Source organism: Kitasatospora sp. NPDC091207 (genome assembly GCF_044768625.1).
Classification (GTDB): Bacteria; Actinomycetota; Actinomycetes; order Streptomycetales; family Streptomycetaceae; genus Kitasatospora.
On the sequence record NZ_JBIVVS010000024.1, the window covers coordinates 16,775 to 32,162 of the forward strand.

Genomic DNA, 15,388 nt, shown 5'->3' on the forward strand with positions numbered 1-15,388 from the left:
CTACTCGGCCTCCGCCTCCGCGGCGGCCCCGGCCCCGGCCCCCGCATCGGCGCCGTCGCCCCGGCGCGCGCCGCGGCCGCCGAGCCGGGCGGTCAGCACCGCACCGGCCGTCACCAGCAGGGCGGCGGCCGGGACCACGTCGCCGACCCGGTCGTACCAGGTCACCGTGGACGGCGCGGTGAGCGGCAGCCGGACCGTCAGGGCGCCGGTGCGGTCCGTCCCGAACCGGGCCAGTTCGCGGCCCTGCGCGTCGAAGGCGGCCGAGACCCCGGTGAGCGAGGCCTGGACGGCCGGGCGGCCGGTCTCGGCGGCCCGGATCGCGGCCAGCGAGACGTGCTGCTCGGGCGCCCAGGTGCGCTGGAAGGTCGAGGTCGAGGACTGGTAGACCAGCAGCCGGGCGCCGTCCCGGGCGGCGGTCCGGGACATGTCGGGGAAGGCCGACTCGAAGCAGATCAGCGCGCCGACCGGCAGCGGCGCCCCGGTGCGGTCGGTGGCCGGGAGGACGTGGAACGCGCTCCCGGGGGCCCGGTTCTCGCCCGCCGCCCGGCTGACGCCGGCGATCCAGCCCAGCAGCGGGCGCAGCGGGATGTACTCGCCGAACGGCACCAGCCGGATCTTGCGGTAGCGGTCGACCGTCCCGGCGGGGGAGATCAGCACCGCGTCCTTGGAGATCCGTCCGTCGGCCTTGCGGGCGTCCTCGCCCGCCAGGATCTCGGCGCCGGTGACGGCGGAGAGGCGGCGCAGCCGGTCCGTCGCGGCCGGGTCGCGGTCCAGGTCGGCGGTGGTGCTGCTCTCGCCCCAGACGATCAGGTCGGCCGGCCGCCCGCCCAGGGCCGCGGTCGCGGTGGCACTGGCCTCGAACCGGGCCTGCGGATCCTCGACGATGCCGGGCTGGACCAGCGCCACGGTGACCGCCCCGGCGCCGGCGGGCGCGGGGCGCAGCGCGAACAGCAGCGGCCCGGCCGCCAGGACGAGCACCGCGGCCAGGGCCGCCAGGGCGCGGGGCCGCCACCCGGTGGCGGTCAGCACGATCAGCACGCCGGTGTTCACGGCCACCACGGCGGCGCTGACCAGCCAGATCCCGCCGACCGAGGCCAGCGCGAGGACGGCCGGGTGCTGCCACTGGGTGGCGCCGAGCAGCGCCCACGGTCCGCCGAGGGCGTGCCAGGAGCGGGCGTACTCGGTGGTCAGCCAGACCGCGGGGACGACCACCAGGGCGGACAGCGCCCGACGTGTGGTCAGCGGCGGGCGCAGCAGCCGCCACACGGCGTACCCCACCCCCGCCTGCAGGGCCCCGAACAGGACCGCGAGCACCGGCAGCGCCGGCCCGATGGACGGGATCAGCCAGTACATCCCGGTGAGGATGAACCCCGCGCCGAACCACCAGCCGCGCACCGCCGCCTCCCGCGCGCCGGGCGCCCGCTGCATCAGCAGCAGGCCGGGCACCAGCGCGACCCAGGCGAGCGCGGCGACGCCGGGGGCCGGGAAGGCGAGCACCGGCACCGCCCCGGCGGCCAGGGCGGCCAGCCGGGCACGGTAGCGGCGGCCCCGGACGGCACGGTCCGGAGCGATGGACGCCCCGAGGGCAGGCCGGGGCAGCGTGAGGCGGCGGGACATGCCCCGTATTGTCCGCTTCGGCGGCGATCACTGCCAGGGTCCTGTCACCCGAACGGGTGATAGGACCCCGGCAGCGACCGGCCGCGGCCGCGTCAGCCCTCGTCGCCCTCCAGATCGCCCTCGGTCTCCAGGAACGCGGCCTGGAGCTGCTCGATCAGCGCCGGGTCGGGCTGTTCCCAGAGCCCGCGCTCGGCCGCCTCCAGCAGGCGCTCGCTGATGCCGTGCAGCGCCCAGGGGTTGGCCTCGGCCAGGAACTCGCGGTTGACCGGGTCGAGGACGTACTCCTGGGTCAGCTTCTCGTACATCCAGTCGGCGACGACCCCGGTGGTGGCGTCGTAGCCGAAGAGGTAGTCGACCGTCGCCGCCATCTCGAAGGCGCCCTTGTAGCCGTGCCGGCGCATCGCCTCCATCCAGCGCGGGTTGACCACCCGGGCGCGGAAGACCCGGGCCGCCTCCTCGGTCAGCGTGCGGGTGCGGACGGTCTCCGGGCGGGTCGAGTCGCCGATGTAGGCGGTCGGGGCCTTGCCGGTGAGCGCCCGCACGGTGGCGACCATGCCGCCGTGGTACTGGAAGTAGTCGTCCGAGTCGGCGATGTCGTGCTCGCGGGTGTCGGTGTTCTTCGCGGCGACGGTGATCCGCTTGTACGCCGTCTCCATCTCCTCGCGGGCCGGCCGCCCGTCCAGTCCGCGCCCGTACGCGTAGCCGCCCCAGACCGTGTACACCTCGGCCAGGTCGGCGTCGGTGCGCCAGTCGCGGCTGTCGATCAGCTGGAGCAGGCCGGCGCCGTAGGTGCCCGGGCGGGAGCCGAAGACCCGGACGGTGGCCTTGCGCTCGTCGCCGTGGACGGCCAGGTCGGCCTGGACGTGGGCCCGCACGTAGTTGTCGGCGTCGGCCTCCTCCTGGGCGGCGGCCAGGCGCACGGCGTCGTCCAGCAGGGCGACCACGTGCGGGAAGGCGTCCCGGAAGAAGCCCGAGATGCGCAGCGTGACGTCGATCCGCGGGCGGCCCAGCTCGGCCAGGGAGATCGGCTCCAGACCGGTGACCCGGCGCGAGGCGTCGTCCCAGACCGGGCGCACACCCAGCAGGGCGAAGGCCTCGGCGATGTCGTCGCCGGCGGTGCGCATGGCGCTGGTGCCCCAGAGCGAGAGCCCGACCGAGGGCGGGAAGGCGCCGTCGTTGTCGGCGGTGTAGCGCTCGACGAGCGAGGCGGCGAGCGCCTGGCCGGTCTCCCAGGCGAGCTTGCTGGGCACGGCCTTCGGGTCGACGGAGTAGAAGTTGCGGCCGGTCGGCAGCACGTTGACCAGGCCGCGCAGCGGCGAGCCGGAGGGCCCGGCCGGGACGAAGCCGCCGCCGAGCGCGTGCAGCACGGCGTCCAGCTCGTCGGTGGTGGCCGCCAGGCGCGGCACCACCTGGGCGGCGGCGAACGCGAGCACCTCGGCGACGGCGTCCGGCAGCCCGGCGGCGACCTTCTCGACGGCCTCCGGCGCCCAGTCCTCGGCCTCCATCGCCTCGACCAGGGCGCGCGCCTGCGCCTCGGCCGCGTCGGTGGCGCCCAGCGTCAGCGCGGCCTCGTCCAGGCCGAGTGCCTCGCGCAGGCCGGGCAGCGCGCTGACGCCGCCCCAGATCTGCCGGGCGCGCAGGATGGCGAGCACGATGTTGACCCGGTCGGTGCCGGCCGGCGCCTGGCCCAGGACGTGCAGGCCGTCGCGGATCTGGGCGTCCTTGATCTCGCAGAGCCAGCCGTCGACGTGCAGCAGGAAGTCGTCGAAGCCGTCGTCCTCGGGGCGCTCGTCCAGGCCGAGGTCGTGGTCGAGCTTGGCGGCCTGGATCAGCGTCCAGATCTGGGCGCGGATCGCGGGCAGCTTGGCCGGGTCCATCGCGGCGATGTTGGAGTGCTCGTCCAGCAGCTGCTCCAGCCGCGCGATGTCGCCGTAGGAGTCGGCGCGGGCCATCGGCGGGACGAGGTGGTCGACCAGGGTGGCGTGCGCGCGGCGCTTGGCCTGGGTGCCCTCGCCCGGGTCGTTGACCAGGAAGGGGTAGATCAGCGGGAGGTCGCCGAGGACGGCGTCCGGGCCGCACTCGGCGGAGAGCGCGGCGGTCTTGCCCGGCAGCCACTCCAGGTTGCCGTGCTTGCCGAGGTGGATGACGGCGTCGGCGCCGAAGCCGCCGTCCTCCTGGGCGGCCGCGATCCAGCGGTAGGCGGCCAGGTAGTGGTGCGAGGGCGGGAGGTCGGGGTCGTGGTAGATCGCGACCGGGTTCTCGCCGAAGCCGCGCGGCGGCTGGATCAGCACCAGCAGGTTGCCGGAGCGGATCGCGGCCAGCACGATGTCGCCGTCCGGGTTCTGCGAGCGGTCGACGTACAGCTCGCCGGGGGCCGGGCCCCAGTGCTCCTCGACGTTCGCGCGCAGGGCCCCGGGGAGGGTGGCGTACCAGCGGCGGTAGTCGGCGGCCGGGATGCGGACCGGGTTGCGGGCCAGCTGGTCCTCGGTGAGCCAGTCCTGGTCGTAGCCGCCGGCCGCGATCAGCGCGTGGATGAGGGCGTCGCCCTCGTGGGAGCCCTCGTCGACGGTGTCCAGCCCCGGCAGGTCCGTGCCGAGGTCCATGCCCTCCGCGCGCAGGCGCGCCAGCAGGCGCATCGCGCTGGCCGGGGTGTCCAGGCCGACGGCGTTGCCGACCCGGGCGTGCTTGGTCGGGTACGCGGACAGCACGAGCGCCAGCCGCCGCTCGGCGGCCGGGATGTGCCGCAGCCGGGCGTGCCGGACGGCGGTGCCGGCGACCCGGGCGGCGCGCTCGGGGTCGGCGGCGTAGACGGTGAGGCCGTCCTCGTCCAGCTCCTTGAAGGAGAACGGGACGCTGATCAGCCGGCCGTCGAACTCCGGGACGGCGATCTGGGTGGCGGTGTCCAGCGGGGAGAGCCCGTCGTCGCTGGCCTCCCACTGGGCGCGCGACCAGGTGAGGCAGAGCGCCTGGAGGATCGGGCGGTCCAGGGCGGCGAGCGCGCCGGCGTCCCAGGCCTCCTCGTCGCCGCCGGCCTGCGCGTCGGCCGGGCGGGTGCCGCCGGCGGCCAGCACGGTGGTGACCAGTGTGTCGGCCTCGCCGAGCGCGGCCAGCAGTTCGGGCTCGGCGCCGCGCAGCGAGGCGCAGTAGTACGCCCGGGCCTGCGCGCCCTGGTCCTCGATCGCCCGGCAGAGGGTGTCGACGAAGGCGGTGTTCCCGCTCATGTGGTGGGCGCGGTAGTAGAGCACCGCGACGATCGGGCCCTCGGTCGTCCGGGCCTCGCGCTCCAGCGGGCCCCAGGCGGGCGCGGAGGCGGGCGGGGCGAAGCCGTGGCCGGTGAGCAGCACGGTGTCGGAGAGGAAGGAGCCCAGCTCGGCCAGGTTGGCGGCGCCGCCGTGGGCGAGGTAGGCGTGCGCCTCGGCGGCGATGCCGGCCGGCACGGTCGACAGCTCCATCAGCTGGGCGTCGGGCGCCTGCTCACCGGTCAGCACGATCACCGGGCGGGGGCCGGCCAGCAGCGCGTCCAGGCCCTCCTGCCAGGCGCGGCGGCCGCCGAGCAGGCGCACCACGACCAGCTCGACGCCCTCCAGCAGGGCGGGCAGCTCCTCGGGCGAGAGCCGGGCCGGGTTGCCGAGGCGGTAGCCGACGGGGCCCTCGGCGGCACGGGCACTGAGCAGGTCGGTGTCGGATGTCGACAGCAGCAGGATCATGCGAAGGCCCTCCCGGCCTCGATGGCGGGCATGGGCACGGGCGACGACGGGGTCGCCCGTGGAGGCACGGGCGACGGCGGGGTCGCGGGCATGCGGCGGCGCATGGCGTCAAGCCTTCCTCGGGGTCCGCGCCCCGGGCCGGTGGAGGACGGCAGGAGTTCCTGGCTTCCACGGCGTTTGAACCGTGGTCACAGTGGCGGGACCGCACCGGGCTTGCACCGGCTTCCTCCCCTGCGCCGTCGCTGGCGTGCGGGCGGCCCGCGGGGCCGCCCGGCAGCATCGTACGGGGTACGGCTGACCTGGGGGAGAGCGGCCGGGAGTGTGACCGGAAGGACAGGGGCAACCGATCGGATCATCTGTATGCTCGCGGCCATGCCACCGACACCCGACGCGACCGCGCCGGGCGCCGCCGTGCCCGACCGGGGCCGCGCGGACGCCTGCCCGGGGGCGCTTCGTCTGCATACCGCCGCCGACGGCGCCCTGGCCAGGGTCCGCCTGCCCGGCGGACTGCTGACGGTCGATCAGGCGCGGGCGCTGGCCGGGGCCGCGGCGGCGCTGGGCGACGGCGCCCTGGAGATCACCTCACGCGGCAACATCCAGCTGCGCGGCCTCGCTCCGGACTGCGGGGCCGAACTCGGCGAGCGGCTGCGGTCGGCCGGGCTGCTGCCCTCCGACACCCACGAGCGGGTCCGCAACATCGTCGCCTCGCCCGGCCCCGGCGGCGGCTACACCGATGTCCGGGCCTGGGTGCGCGAGCTGGACACCAAGCTGTGCGCGAGCCCGTGGGCGGCGGGGCTCTCCGGCAAGTTCCTGTTCGCCCTGGACGACGGCCGCGGTGACGTGGCCGCGCTCAACGCCGATGTGACATTGATCGCAGGACCGGACGGCAGCGCGCTGCTGCGCCTGGGTCGGTCGGCCGCCGCGCGGCCCGTCCCGGCCGCGCGGGCCGTGGACGCGGCGCTGGCGGTGGTCCGGGACTTCCTGGCCGTGCTGCGCGCCACCGGCCGCGAGGCCTGGCACCTGCGGGAGGTCCCCGACCTGCTGCCGGCCGGGACGGTCAGGCTGCCGGCGTTCGCCGGTACGCCGCCGCCGCTCGGCGCGGTGCCCGGCGGCCTGTCGGTCGCCCAGCGCTTCGGCTCGGCCTCGGCCGCGCAGTGGCGGGTGCTGGCCGACGCGGCCGAGGGGGAGCTGCGGCTCACCCCCTGGCGCGGGGTGGTGCTGCCCGGCGCGCCCGCCGCGCGGCTCGCCGACCTGGCGGCGGCCGGCTTCCGGACCGTGCCCGGAGCCGCCTGGGAGCGGGCCACCGCCTGTACCGGGCTGCCCGGCTGCGGGTCGTCCCGGGCCGATGTCCGGGCCGACGCCGCTGGTGCGCTGGAGGCGGCCGGGACCGGCGGCCTGCCGGTGCACTGGTCGGGCTGCGAGCGCCGCTGCGGTCACCCGGCCGGGCGATGGGTCGACGTCCTGGCGACCGGGCAGGGATACCGGGTGGTGGTGCAGGGTGCCCCGCCGGGGCGGGACACCGCCGTGGCTGTGACGAACGAGGAGATGGCCGAGGCGGTCGCCGAGGCCAGGAGGACCACGAAGTGATCGAGTACGAGAAGGACGGCGCGTCCATCTACCGCCAGTCCTTTGCCACCATCCGGGCCGAGGCCGACCTCGCCGCCCTGCCCGCCGACGTGGCCCAGGTCGCGGTGCGGATGATCCACGCCTGCGGCATGACCGACCTGGTCGAGGACCTGGTGTACTCACCGGGCGCGGTCGCCTCCGCCCGCGCGGCCCTGCGCGCCGGGGCGCCGGTCCTCTGCGACGTGAACATGGTGGCCAGCGGCGTCACCCGCAAGCGGCTGCCCGCCGACAACGAGGTGATCTGCACCCTCACCGACCCGTCGGTGCCCGAGCTGGCGCGCCGGATGGGCAACACCCGCAGCGCCGCCGCCATGGAGCTGTGGCTGCCCCGGCTGGAGGGCGCGGTGGTCGCCGTCGGCAACGCGCCGACCTCGCTCTTCCGGCTGCTGGAGCTGATCGAGGCGGGCGCGCCGCGCCCGGCCGCCGTGATCGGCGTCCCGGTCGGTTTCATCGGCGCGGCCGAGTCCAAGGAGGCCCTGGCCGCGCACCCCTCCGGTCTGGAGCACCTGGTGGTGCGGGGCCGGCGAGGCGGCAGCGCGATCGCCGCCGCCGCCATCAACGCGATTGCGAGTGAAGAAGAGTGACGGACGCTCAGCAGACCGGCCGGCTGTACGGGGTCGGGCTCGGCCCGGGTGACCCGTCGCTGGTCACCGTCCGCGCCGCCGAACTCATCGGCAAGGCCGACGTGGTGGCCTACCACAGCGCCCGGCACGGCCGGTCCATCGCCCGGTCCATCGCCGAGCGGTATCTGACGGGCGGTCAGATCGAGGAGAAGCTGGTCTACCCGCTCACGGTCGAGACCACCGACCACCCCGGCGGCTACCGCGGCGCGCTGGACGACTTCTACGAGGAGGCCGCCGGCCGGCTGGCCGCCCACCTCGACGCCGGCCGCGACGTCGTCGTGCTCGCCGAGGGGGACCCGTTCTTCTACGGCTCCTACCAGCACATGCACAAGCGCCTCGCGCACCGCTACCCCACCGAGGTGGTGCCCGGCGTGACCTCGGTCAGCGCCGCCGCCGCCCGGCTCGGGCAGCCGCTCACCGAGGCCGAGGAGACGCTCACCGTCATCCCGGGCACGCTGCCCGAGGAGGAGCTGACCGCGCGGATCGCCTCCGCCGACTCCGCCGTCGTCATGAAGCTGGGCCGCACCTTCCCCACCGTCCGCCGCGCCCTGGAGCGGGCCGGCCGGCTGGCCGACGCCCAGTACGTCGAGCGGGCCTTCATGCCGGGCGAGCGGACCGGTCCGCTGGCCGACATCGACCCCGGGACCGTCCCGTACTTCTCGGTCGCGGTCCTGCCCAGCAAGGTCGCGCCGCTGGAGCACCCGGCCCCGCCGGCCGACGGCCCCGGCAGTGTGACCGTCATCGGCACCGGCCCGGCCGGCCCGCTCTGGCTCACCCCCGAGGCGCGCGGTGCCCTGGCCGCCGCCACCGACCTGGTCGGCTACACCACCTACCTGGACCGGGTGCCCGCGCGCCCCGGCCAGCAGCGCCACGGCTCCGACAACAAGGTGGAGTCCGAGCGCGCCGAGTTCGCCCTCGACCTCGCCCGGCGCGGCCACCACGTCGCGGTCGTCTCCTCCGGCGACCCGGGCGTCTTCGCGATGGCCACCGCCGTCCTGGAGGTCGCCTGCGAGGACGCCTACCGCGACGTCCCGGTCCGGATCGTCCCGGGGATGACCGCCGCGCACGCCGCCGCCTCCCGGGCCGGCGCCCCGCTCGGCCACGACTACGCGGTGGTCTCGCTCTCCGACCGGCTCAAGCCCTGGGAGGTCGTGGCCAAGCGGCTGCGCGCGGCGGCGGAGGCCGACCTCGTGCTCGCCCTCTACAACCCCGGCTCGCGCTCCCGCACCACCCAGGTCGGCCTGGCCCGTGACCTCCTCCTGGAGTACCGGGCCCCGCGGACCCCGGTGGTGATGGCCCGCGACGTCGGCGGCCCGACCGAGCGGGTCCGCACCGTCCGCCTCGGCGACCTCGACCCCGCCGAGGTCGACATGCGGACCATCCTGCTGATCGGCTCCTCGCAGACGCGGGCCGTCGAACGCGGCAACGGCACCCAGGTCGTCTGGACCCCGCGCCGCTACCCGGAGGCGTGAGCGTCCCGCCCCTTCCCGGTGGCGCCGGGAAGGGGCGGGAGAACCGGGGGGAACACGGAGAATCCGGCGGCCCGGACAAGGCGAGGAGCGATCGGCGTGGCTGAGGTCGGTGGACGGGCCGGGCAGCTGAAGAGCAGCGGGCTGCGACCCGGATGGACGACGGGCGCCTGCGCGACGGCGGCGACCAAGGCGGCCTACCAGGCGCTGCTGACGGGCGCGTTCCCCGATCCGGTGGTGATCACCCTGCCGAAGGGGCAGCGGCCCGGCTTCGCGCTGGCCGCCGAGGAGCGGGCGGGCGGCCGGGCGATGGCCGGCGTGGTGAAGGACGCCGGGGACGACCCGGATGTGACGCACGGTGCGCTGATCCGCTCGACGGTGTGGGCGGGGGAACCGGGCAGCGGGGTGGTGTTCCGGGCCGGTCCGGGCGTCGGGACGGTCACCAAGGCCGGGCTGCCGCTGGCCGTCGGCGAGCCGGCCGTCAACCCGGTGCCCCGGCAGATGATCCGGGACGCCGTCGCCGAGGTGGCGGCCGAGTTCGGCGGCGGCGGGGACGTCGTGGTGGAGGTCTCCGTCGACCACGGCGAGGAGATCGCCCGCTCCACCTGGAACCCGCGCCTGGGCATCCTCGGCGGGCTCTCGATCCTCGGCACGACCGGGATCGTCGTCCCCTATTCCTGTTCCGCCTGGATCGACTCCATCCGGCGCGGGGTGGACGTGGCCCGGGCCGCCGGGCGCACCCACGTCGCGGGCTGCACCGGCTCGACCTCGGAGAAGGTGGCCGCCGACGTGCACGGCCTGCCCGAGGACGCGCTGCTGGACATGGGCGACTTCGCGGGGGCGGTGCTCAAGTACCTGAAGCGCCACCCGGTGCCCCGCCTGACCGTCGCGGGCGGCTTCGCCAAGCTCTCCAAGCTGGCCGCCGGCCACCTCGACCTGCACTCGGCGCGCTCCCAGGTCGACCAGGGCCATCTGGCCGCCCTGGCCCGCACCGGGGGCGCCGGACCGGAGCTGGCCGCCGCGGTCGCGGCGGCCAACACCGCCCTGGAGGCGATCCAGCTCTGCCGCGCCGCCGGCGTCCCGCTCGGTGATCTCGTCGCCGAGGCGGCCCGGGCGACCGCGCTCGGGGTCCTGGTCGGCTCACCCGTCACGGTGGACGTCATCTGCATCGACCGGGCCGGCAGCGTCGTGGGCCGGGCGGAGCCGCTCGGGCCCTGAGGGGCTGGGGCGCCGGATCCGTAGCAGGAGTGTGGCGGTGGTGTGCCGATGCCTCGTCAATCCGGAGCAGAAATGGACATAAGTGGCGCAACGCCCACCCTGAGTTCTGTTGCTATCTCAAGCATGAGATATGGTCTGGCGAGTGACAGGCGACTATCTCACCCGTATCGGCACCCTCATCCGCACCGCGCGCCAGCACCGTGGTTGGTCCCAGGCCCAGCTCGGCGAGGCACTCGGCACCAGCCAGAGCGCGGTCAACCGCATCGAACAGGGCAAGCAGAACGTCAGCCTTGAGATGATCGCCCGGATCGGCGAAGCCCTCGACAGCGAGATCGTCTCCCTCGGCTACGCCGGCCCGATGCACCTGCGCGTCGCCGGCGGCACCCAGCTCTCCGGCGCGATCGACGTCCGCAGCAGCAAGAACGCCTGCGTCGCGATCCTCTGCGCCTCGCTGCTGACCACCGGCCGCACCACGATCCGCCAGGTCGCCCGGATCGAGGAGGTCTACCGGATCCTCGAGGTGCTCACCAGCATCGGGGTCAAGAGCCGCTGGACCAACGAGGGCCGCGACCTCGAACTCACCCCGCCCGCCGAGCTCGACCTCGCGGCGATGGACGTCGAGGCCGCCCGTCGCACCCGCAGCGTGCTGATGTTCCTCGGCCCGCTGATGCACCGCGCCGACCGCTTCGCCATCCCGTACGCCGGCGGCTGCGACCTGGGCACCCGTACCGTCCAGCCGCACCTGACGGCGCTGCGCCGCTTCGGCCTGGAGGTCGCCACCACCTCGGGCGCCTACCACGCCTCCGTCCAGCCCGGCGCGCCGATGGACCGGCCGATCGTGCTGACCGAGCGCGGCGACACCGTCACCGAGAACGCCCTGCTCGCCGCCGCCCGGCACGACGGCGTCAGCGTCATCCGCAACGCCTCGCCCAACTACATGGTCCAGGACCTCTGCTTCTTCCTGGAGCGGCTGGGTGTGCGGATCGAGGGCATCGGCACCACCACCCTCACCGTGCACGGCGTGCCGGAGATCACCCGCGACGTCGACTACACCCCCGCCGAGGACCCGGTGGAGGCGATGAGCCTGCTCGCCGCCGCCGTCGTCACCTCCTCCGAGCTGACGATCCGCCGGGTGCCGATCGAGTTCCTGGAGATCGAGCTCGCGGTGCTGGAGGGCATGGGCCTCGACTACGACCGCACCGCCGAGTACCGGGCCCACAACGGCTACACCCGGCTGGTCGACCTCACCGTGCGCCCCTCCAAGCTGACCGCGCCGGTCGACACCATCCACCCGATGCCGTTCCCCGGCATCAACATCGACAACGTGCCGTTCTTCGCCGCGATCGCCGCGTCCGCGCACGGCACCACGATGATCCACGACTGGGTGTACGACAACCGCGCCATCTACCTGACCGAACTCACCCGGCTCGGCGCCGACATCAAGCTGCTCGACCCGCACCGGGTGCTCGTCCAGGGCCCCACCCGCTGGCGCGCCGCCGAGATGGTCTGCCCGCCGGCGCTGCGTCCGGCCGTGGTCATCCTGCTCGCGATGCTCGCCGCCAAGGGCACCTCGGTGCTGCGCAACGTGTACGTCATCAACCGCGGTTACGAGGACCTCGCCGAGCGCCTCAACTCGATCGGCGCCCAGATCGAGACCTTCCGCGACATCTGACGGGCGCCCGGCCGGCCGGCCTCACCCGTCGAGGCCGGCCGGCAGTCCGGCGACGTCCAGCCGCTTTGAAGCGCATGCGCCCGCTACTCCCCGGTCTCGCCGTCCAGGTGCTCGCGCAGCAGGTCGGCGTGGCCGTTGTGGCGGGCGTACTCCTCGATCATGTGGGTGAGGATCCAGCGGAGCGAGAAGGCCTCCTCGCCGTGGTGTCCGAGTACGTCCAACGACTCGGCGGCGGCGACGAGTTCCCGGGCGTGGTCGCACTCGCCGCGCCAGACGGCGAAGGCCTCCTCGGGGTCGGCGGTGTCGACGTCGAACTCGGCGAAGCTGCCGTCGGGGTGCTTCCAGAAGCCGGGCCGGTCCTCGTTGTTGAAGGTGTTGCGGAACCAGCCGCGCTCGACCTCGGCGAGGTGGCGGACGATGCCGAGCAGCGAGAGCGCGGACGGCTGGAGGACGCGCGCGCGGAGCTGGTCGGTGGTCAGCCCGGTGCACTTCATCGCGAGGGTGTCGCGCTGGAAGTCCAGGAAGCTGACCAGGGTGGCGCGTTCGTCGGCGGTCTGCTCGGTCCGGGTGCGTTCATCGTCTCTCATCGGCCCATCCTGGCAGGGCGGGCGACGGACGTCACCCGCCCTACCGAGGAGTGAGACCGCGTGCGGCGAGCCAGCCCAGGGCCGCCGGTACGGACTCGGCGACCGGCACGCCGGCCGGTGGCGCCGGGCGCTCCACGACCACGACCGGCAGGCCGAGTTCGCGGGCCGCGGTGAGCTTGGGGGCGGTCGCGGCGCCGCCGCTGTCCTTGGTGACCACGACGTCGATCAGGTGCTCGCGCAACAGCGCCCGCTCGCCGTCCAGGGTGAACGGCCCGCGGTCGAGCAGCACGTCGAGGGCGGCGGGCACCGGCGGCTCGGGCGGGTCGACCGAGCGGGCCAGGAAGTGCAGGCCGTCCAGGTGGGCGAAGGCGCCGATGCCCTGGCGGCCGGTGGTGAGGAAGACCCGCCGGCCGAGCCCGGGGAGCAGGGCGGCGGCGGCCTCCAGCGACTCCACCGGATGCCAGCGGTCACCCGCCACCCGTGCCCAGCCGGGGCGGCGCAGCGCCAGCAGCGGCACCCCGGTGGTGGCGGCGGCCGCCGCGGCGTTGCGCGACATGACGGCCGCGAACGGGTGGGTGGCGTCGACGACCGCGGCCACCCGCTCGGCGCGCAGCCAGGCGGCGAGCCCGTCCGGTCCGCCGAAGCCGCCGATCCGGACGTCGCCGACGGGCAGCCGGGGGGCGGCGACCCGCCCGGCGAGCGAGCTGGTGACCCGCGCCGGCCCGTCGGCCAGGGCGGCGGCGAGTGCCCGTGCCTCGGTCGTGCCGCCGAGGACGAGCAGGTGGGCCCTCACGCGCCGCAGGGCTCGTGCGGGCGTTCGCGGTCCGCCGAGTAGAGGTGGCTGTCCCGGAACTGTTCGGCGGTCAGGGTCCGGCCGACCAGGATGACGGCGGTGCGGACCACGCCCGCCGCCTTCACCTGCTCGGCGATGGTGGCGACGGTGCCGCGCAGCACGAGCTCGTCCGGGCGGCTGGCCATCGCCACGACGGCGGCCGGGCAGTCGGCGCCGTAGTGCGGCAGCAGCTGCTCGACCACGTCGTCGATGTACCCGGCGGCGAGGTGCAGCACCAGCAGGGCGCCGCTGCGGCCGAGCGTGGCGAGGTCCTCGCCCTCGGGCATCGGGGTGGCCCGCTTGGCGATCCGGGTGAGGATGACGGTCTGGCCGACCGTCGGCACCGTCAGCTCACGCTTGAGCGCGGCCGCCGCGGCGGCGAAGGCGGGCACGCCGGGCACGATCTCGTAGGGCACGCCCGCCGCGTCGAGCCGGCGCATCTGCTCGGCGACGGCGCTGAACACGGAGGGGTCGCCGGAGTGCAGCCGGGCCACGTCCTGTCCGGCCCGGTGGGCGGCGACCAGCTCGGCGACGATGCGGTCCAGGTCGAGCCGCGCGGTGTCGACCAGCCGGGCGCCGGGCGGGCACGCGTCCAGCAGCTCGCGCGGCACCAGGCTGCCGGCGTAGAGGCAGACCTCGGCGCGGGCCAGGATGCGCGCGCCGCGCAGGGTGATCAGGTCGGCGGCGCCCGGGCCGGCCCCGATGAAGTAGACGGTCACGAGCTCGCTCCTGGATCGGTCGAAGGTTTGACGGCGGACCACTGGGTGACCGGCATCGCCTGCCGCCAGCCGGTGAAGCCGCCCACCGGCACGGCGTGCGCCACCGCGAGGCGCAGCAGCTCGCCGCCGTGCCGCCGGTACCACGCGGTGAGCAGGGCCTCGGACTCCAGCGTCACGGTGTTGGCGACCAGCCGGCCGCCCGGCGGCAGTGCCGCCCAGCAGGCGTCCAGCAGGCCGGGCGCGGTGAGTCCGCCGCCGATGAACACGGCGTCGGGGGTGGGCAGTCCGGCGAGCGCCTCGGGGGCGGGGCCGGTGACCACCCGCAGCCGGGGCACGCCGAGCGCGGCGGCGTTGCGCCCGATCCGCTCGGCCCGGACGGCGCTGCGTTCGACGGTCACCGCCCGGTTGTCCCGGTGGGCGCGCAGCCACTCGATCGCGATCGAGCCGGAGCCGCCGCCGACGTCCCAGAGCAGTTCGCCGGGGGCGGGGGCCAGGGTGGCCAGGGTGGCGGCGCGGACGTGCCGCTTGGTCAGCTGGCCGTCGCTCTCGTACGCGTCGTCGGGCAGACCGGGCACCAGCGACGTCCGGGGGCCGTCGCCCAGCGCGACGGCGATGACGTTCAGCGGGTCGCCGCCGGGGTGCGGCCAGCCGTCGGCCGGGCCGTCCAGCTGCCGCTCGTCGGGACCGCCGAGCTGCTCCAGGACCCGCAGCCGGGCGGTGCCGAAGCCGCGGGCGGTGAGCAGCGCGGCGACGGCGGCGGGGGTCTGCGCGTCGGCGCTGAGGACGAGCAGCCGGCGCCCGGGGTGCAGGGCGAGCGTGAGGGTGTGCAGGGGGCGGCCGACCAGGCTGACCACCTCGGTGGCCTCCAGCGGCCAGCCGAGCCGGGCGCAGGCGTAGGAGACGGAGGAGGGGTGCGGCAGGACGCGCAGCCGCTCGGGGCCGACGGTCTCGGCGAGGGTGCGGCCGATGCCGTAGAACATCGGGTCGCCGCTGGCCAGGACCGCCACCCGGCGGGCGGCGTGTGCGGCGAGCAGCCCGGGGACGGCGGGGCGCAGCGGGGACGGCCACGGCACCCGCTCGGCGGCCGCCTCGTCGGCGGGGAGCAGGGCCAGCTGGCGGGGGCCGCCGATCACGACCTCGGCCGCCCGCAGCGCCGCCCGGGAGGCGGTGGCGAGGCCGGGCCAGCCGTCGGCGCCGATCCCGACCACGGTGATCGGTGGTGGCAGCTCGGGCACCGGGGGGCTCCTCGTTCGGTCGTGCGGGTGGTGGCCGGTGAGCGGATGTCGCGCCGGCCGGCCCGCGATGGCGTGGCCGGGGC

11 protein-coding genes and 1 riboswitch are annotated in these 15,388 nt (G+C 75.7%); of the genes, 5 read left to right on the top strand and 6 right to left on the bottom strand.

Annotated elements, in window-relative coordinates:
- Together lnt and cobN are read right to left on the bottom strand one after the other, a co-directional pair.
- Window positions 1-1,617 (bottom strand): apolipoprotein N-acyltransferase, encoded by a 1,617-nt coding sequence (lnt, locus tag ACIQTO_RS30110; RefSeq protein WP_402394544.1) that lies wholly within the window; start codon window positions 1,615-1,617, stop codon window positions 1-3.
- Window positions 1,618-1,709: 92 nt separating this feature from the next.
- Window positions 1,710-5,324 carry a cobaltochelatase subunit CobN gene (gene cobN, locus ACIQTO_RS30115; RefSeq protein ID WP_402394547.1) on the bottom strand — a complete coding sequence of 1,205 codons (3,615 nt, stop codon included), beginning with the start codon at window positions 5,322-5,324 and terminating at the stop codon, window positions 1,710-1,712.
- A gap of 155 nt (window positions 5,325-5,479) precedes the next feature.
- Window positions 5,480-5,553, bottom strand: a riboswitch (cobalamin riboswitch).
- Window positions 5,554-5,696: 143 nt separating this feature from the next.
- Between cobN and ACIQTO_RS30120 the strand changes: the two genes are divergently transcribed.
- The 5 genes from ACIQTO_RS30120 (at window position 5,697) to ACIQTO_RS30140 (ending at window position 11,932) form a co-directional block, all read left to right on the top strand.
- A complete protein-coding gene (locus tag ACIQTO_RS30120; protein ID WP_402394549.1) occupies window positions 5,697-6,911 on the top strand; it encodes a cobalamin biosynthesis protein CobG in 1,215 nt (404 codons plus the stop codon).
- Window positions 6,908-7,534 carry a precorrin-8X methylmutase gene (locus ACIQTO_RS30125; protein WP_402394552.1) on the top strand — a complete coding sequence of 209 codons (627 nt, stop codon included), beginning with the start codon at window positions 6,908-6,910 and terminating at the stop codon, window positions 7,532-7,534. Before ACIQTO_RS30120 ends, ACIQTO_RS30125 begins: the two co-directional genes overlap by 4 nt.
- The gene (locus ACIQTO_RS30130) at window positions 7,531-9,045 is read left to right on the top strand and encodes a precorrin-2 C(20)-methyltransferase (protein ID WP_402394553.1); all 1,515 of its coding nucleotides are present in this window, start codon (window positions 7,531-7,533) and stop codon (window positions 9,043-9,045) included. The genes ACIQTO_RS30125 and ACIQTO_RS30130 overlap by 4 nt, the downstream gene beginning before the upstream one ends.
- A gap of 90 nt (window positions 9,046-9,135) precedes the next feature.
- Window positions 9,136-10,260: a cobalt-precorrin-5B (C(1))-methyltransferase gene (locus ACIQTO_RS30135; protein WP_402394764.1), complete on the top strand. Its 1,125-nt coding sequence runs from the start codon at window positions 9,136-9,138 to the stop codon at window positions 10,258-10,260.
- A gap of 142 nt (window positions 10,261-10,402) precedes the next feature.
- The gene (locus ACIQTO_RS30140) at window positions 10,403-11,932 is read left to right on the top strand and encodes a UDP-N-acetylglucosamine 1-carboxyvinyltransferase (protein ID WP_402394556.1); all 1,530 of its coding nucleotides are present in this window, start codon (window positions 10,403-10,405) and stop codon (window positions 11,930-11,932) included.
- A gap of 83 nt (window positions 11,933-12,015) precedes the next feature.
- Here the strand turns inward: ACIQTO_RS30140 and ACIQTO_RS30145 are convergent, their stop codons facing one another.
- The 4 genes from ACIQTO_RS30145 to cbiE are packed head-to-tail and all read right to left on the bottom strand — an operon-like array spanning window position 12,016 to window position 15,305.
- Window positions 12,016-12,519 (bottom strand): DinB family protein, encoded by a 504-nt coding sequence (locus tag ACIQTO_RS30145; protein ID WP_402394558.1) that lies wholly within the window; start codon window positions 12,517-12,519, stop codon window positions 12,016-12,018.
- A 40-nt stretch (window positions 12,520-12,559) separates the two neighbouring features.
- Complete coding sequence (locus tag ACIQTO_RS30150; protein WP_402394560.1) at window positions 12,560-13,312, bottom strand: cobalt-precorrin-6A reductase; 753 nt, start codon at window positions 13,310-13,312, stop codon at window positions 12,560-12,562.
- Complete coding sequence (gene cobM / locus ACIQTO_RS30155) at window positions 13,309-14,070, bottom strand: precorrin-4 C(11)-methyltransferase (protein WP_402394562.1); 762 nt, start codon at window positions 14,068-14,070, stop codon at window positions 13,309-13,311. The genes ACIQTO_RS30150 and cobM overlap by 4 nt, the downstream gene beginning before the upstream one ends.
- The gene (gene cbiE / locus ACIQTO_RS30160) at window positions 14,067-15,305 is read right to left on the bottom strand and encodes a precorrin-6y C5,15-methyltransferase (decarboxylating) subunit CbiE (protein ID WP_402394563.1); all 1,239 of its coding nucleotides are present in this window, start codon (window positions 15,303-15,305) and stop codon (window positions 14,067-14,069) included. The genes cobM and cbiE overlap by 4 nt, the downstream gene beginning before the upstream one ends.
- Window positions 15,306-15,388 lie beyond the last annotated feature (83 nt).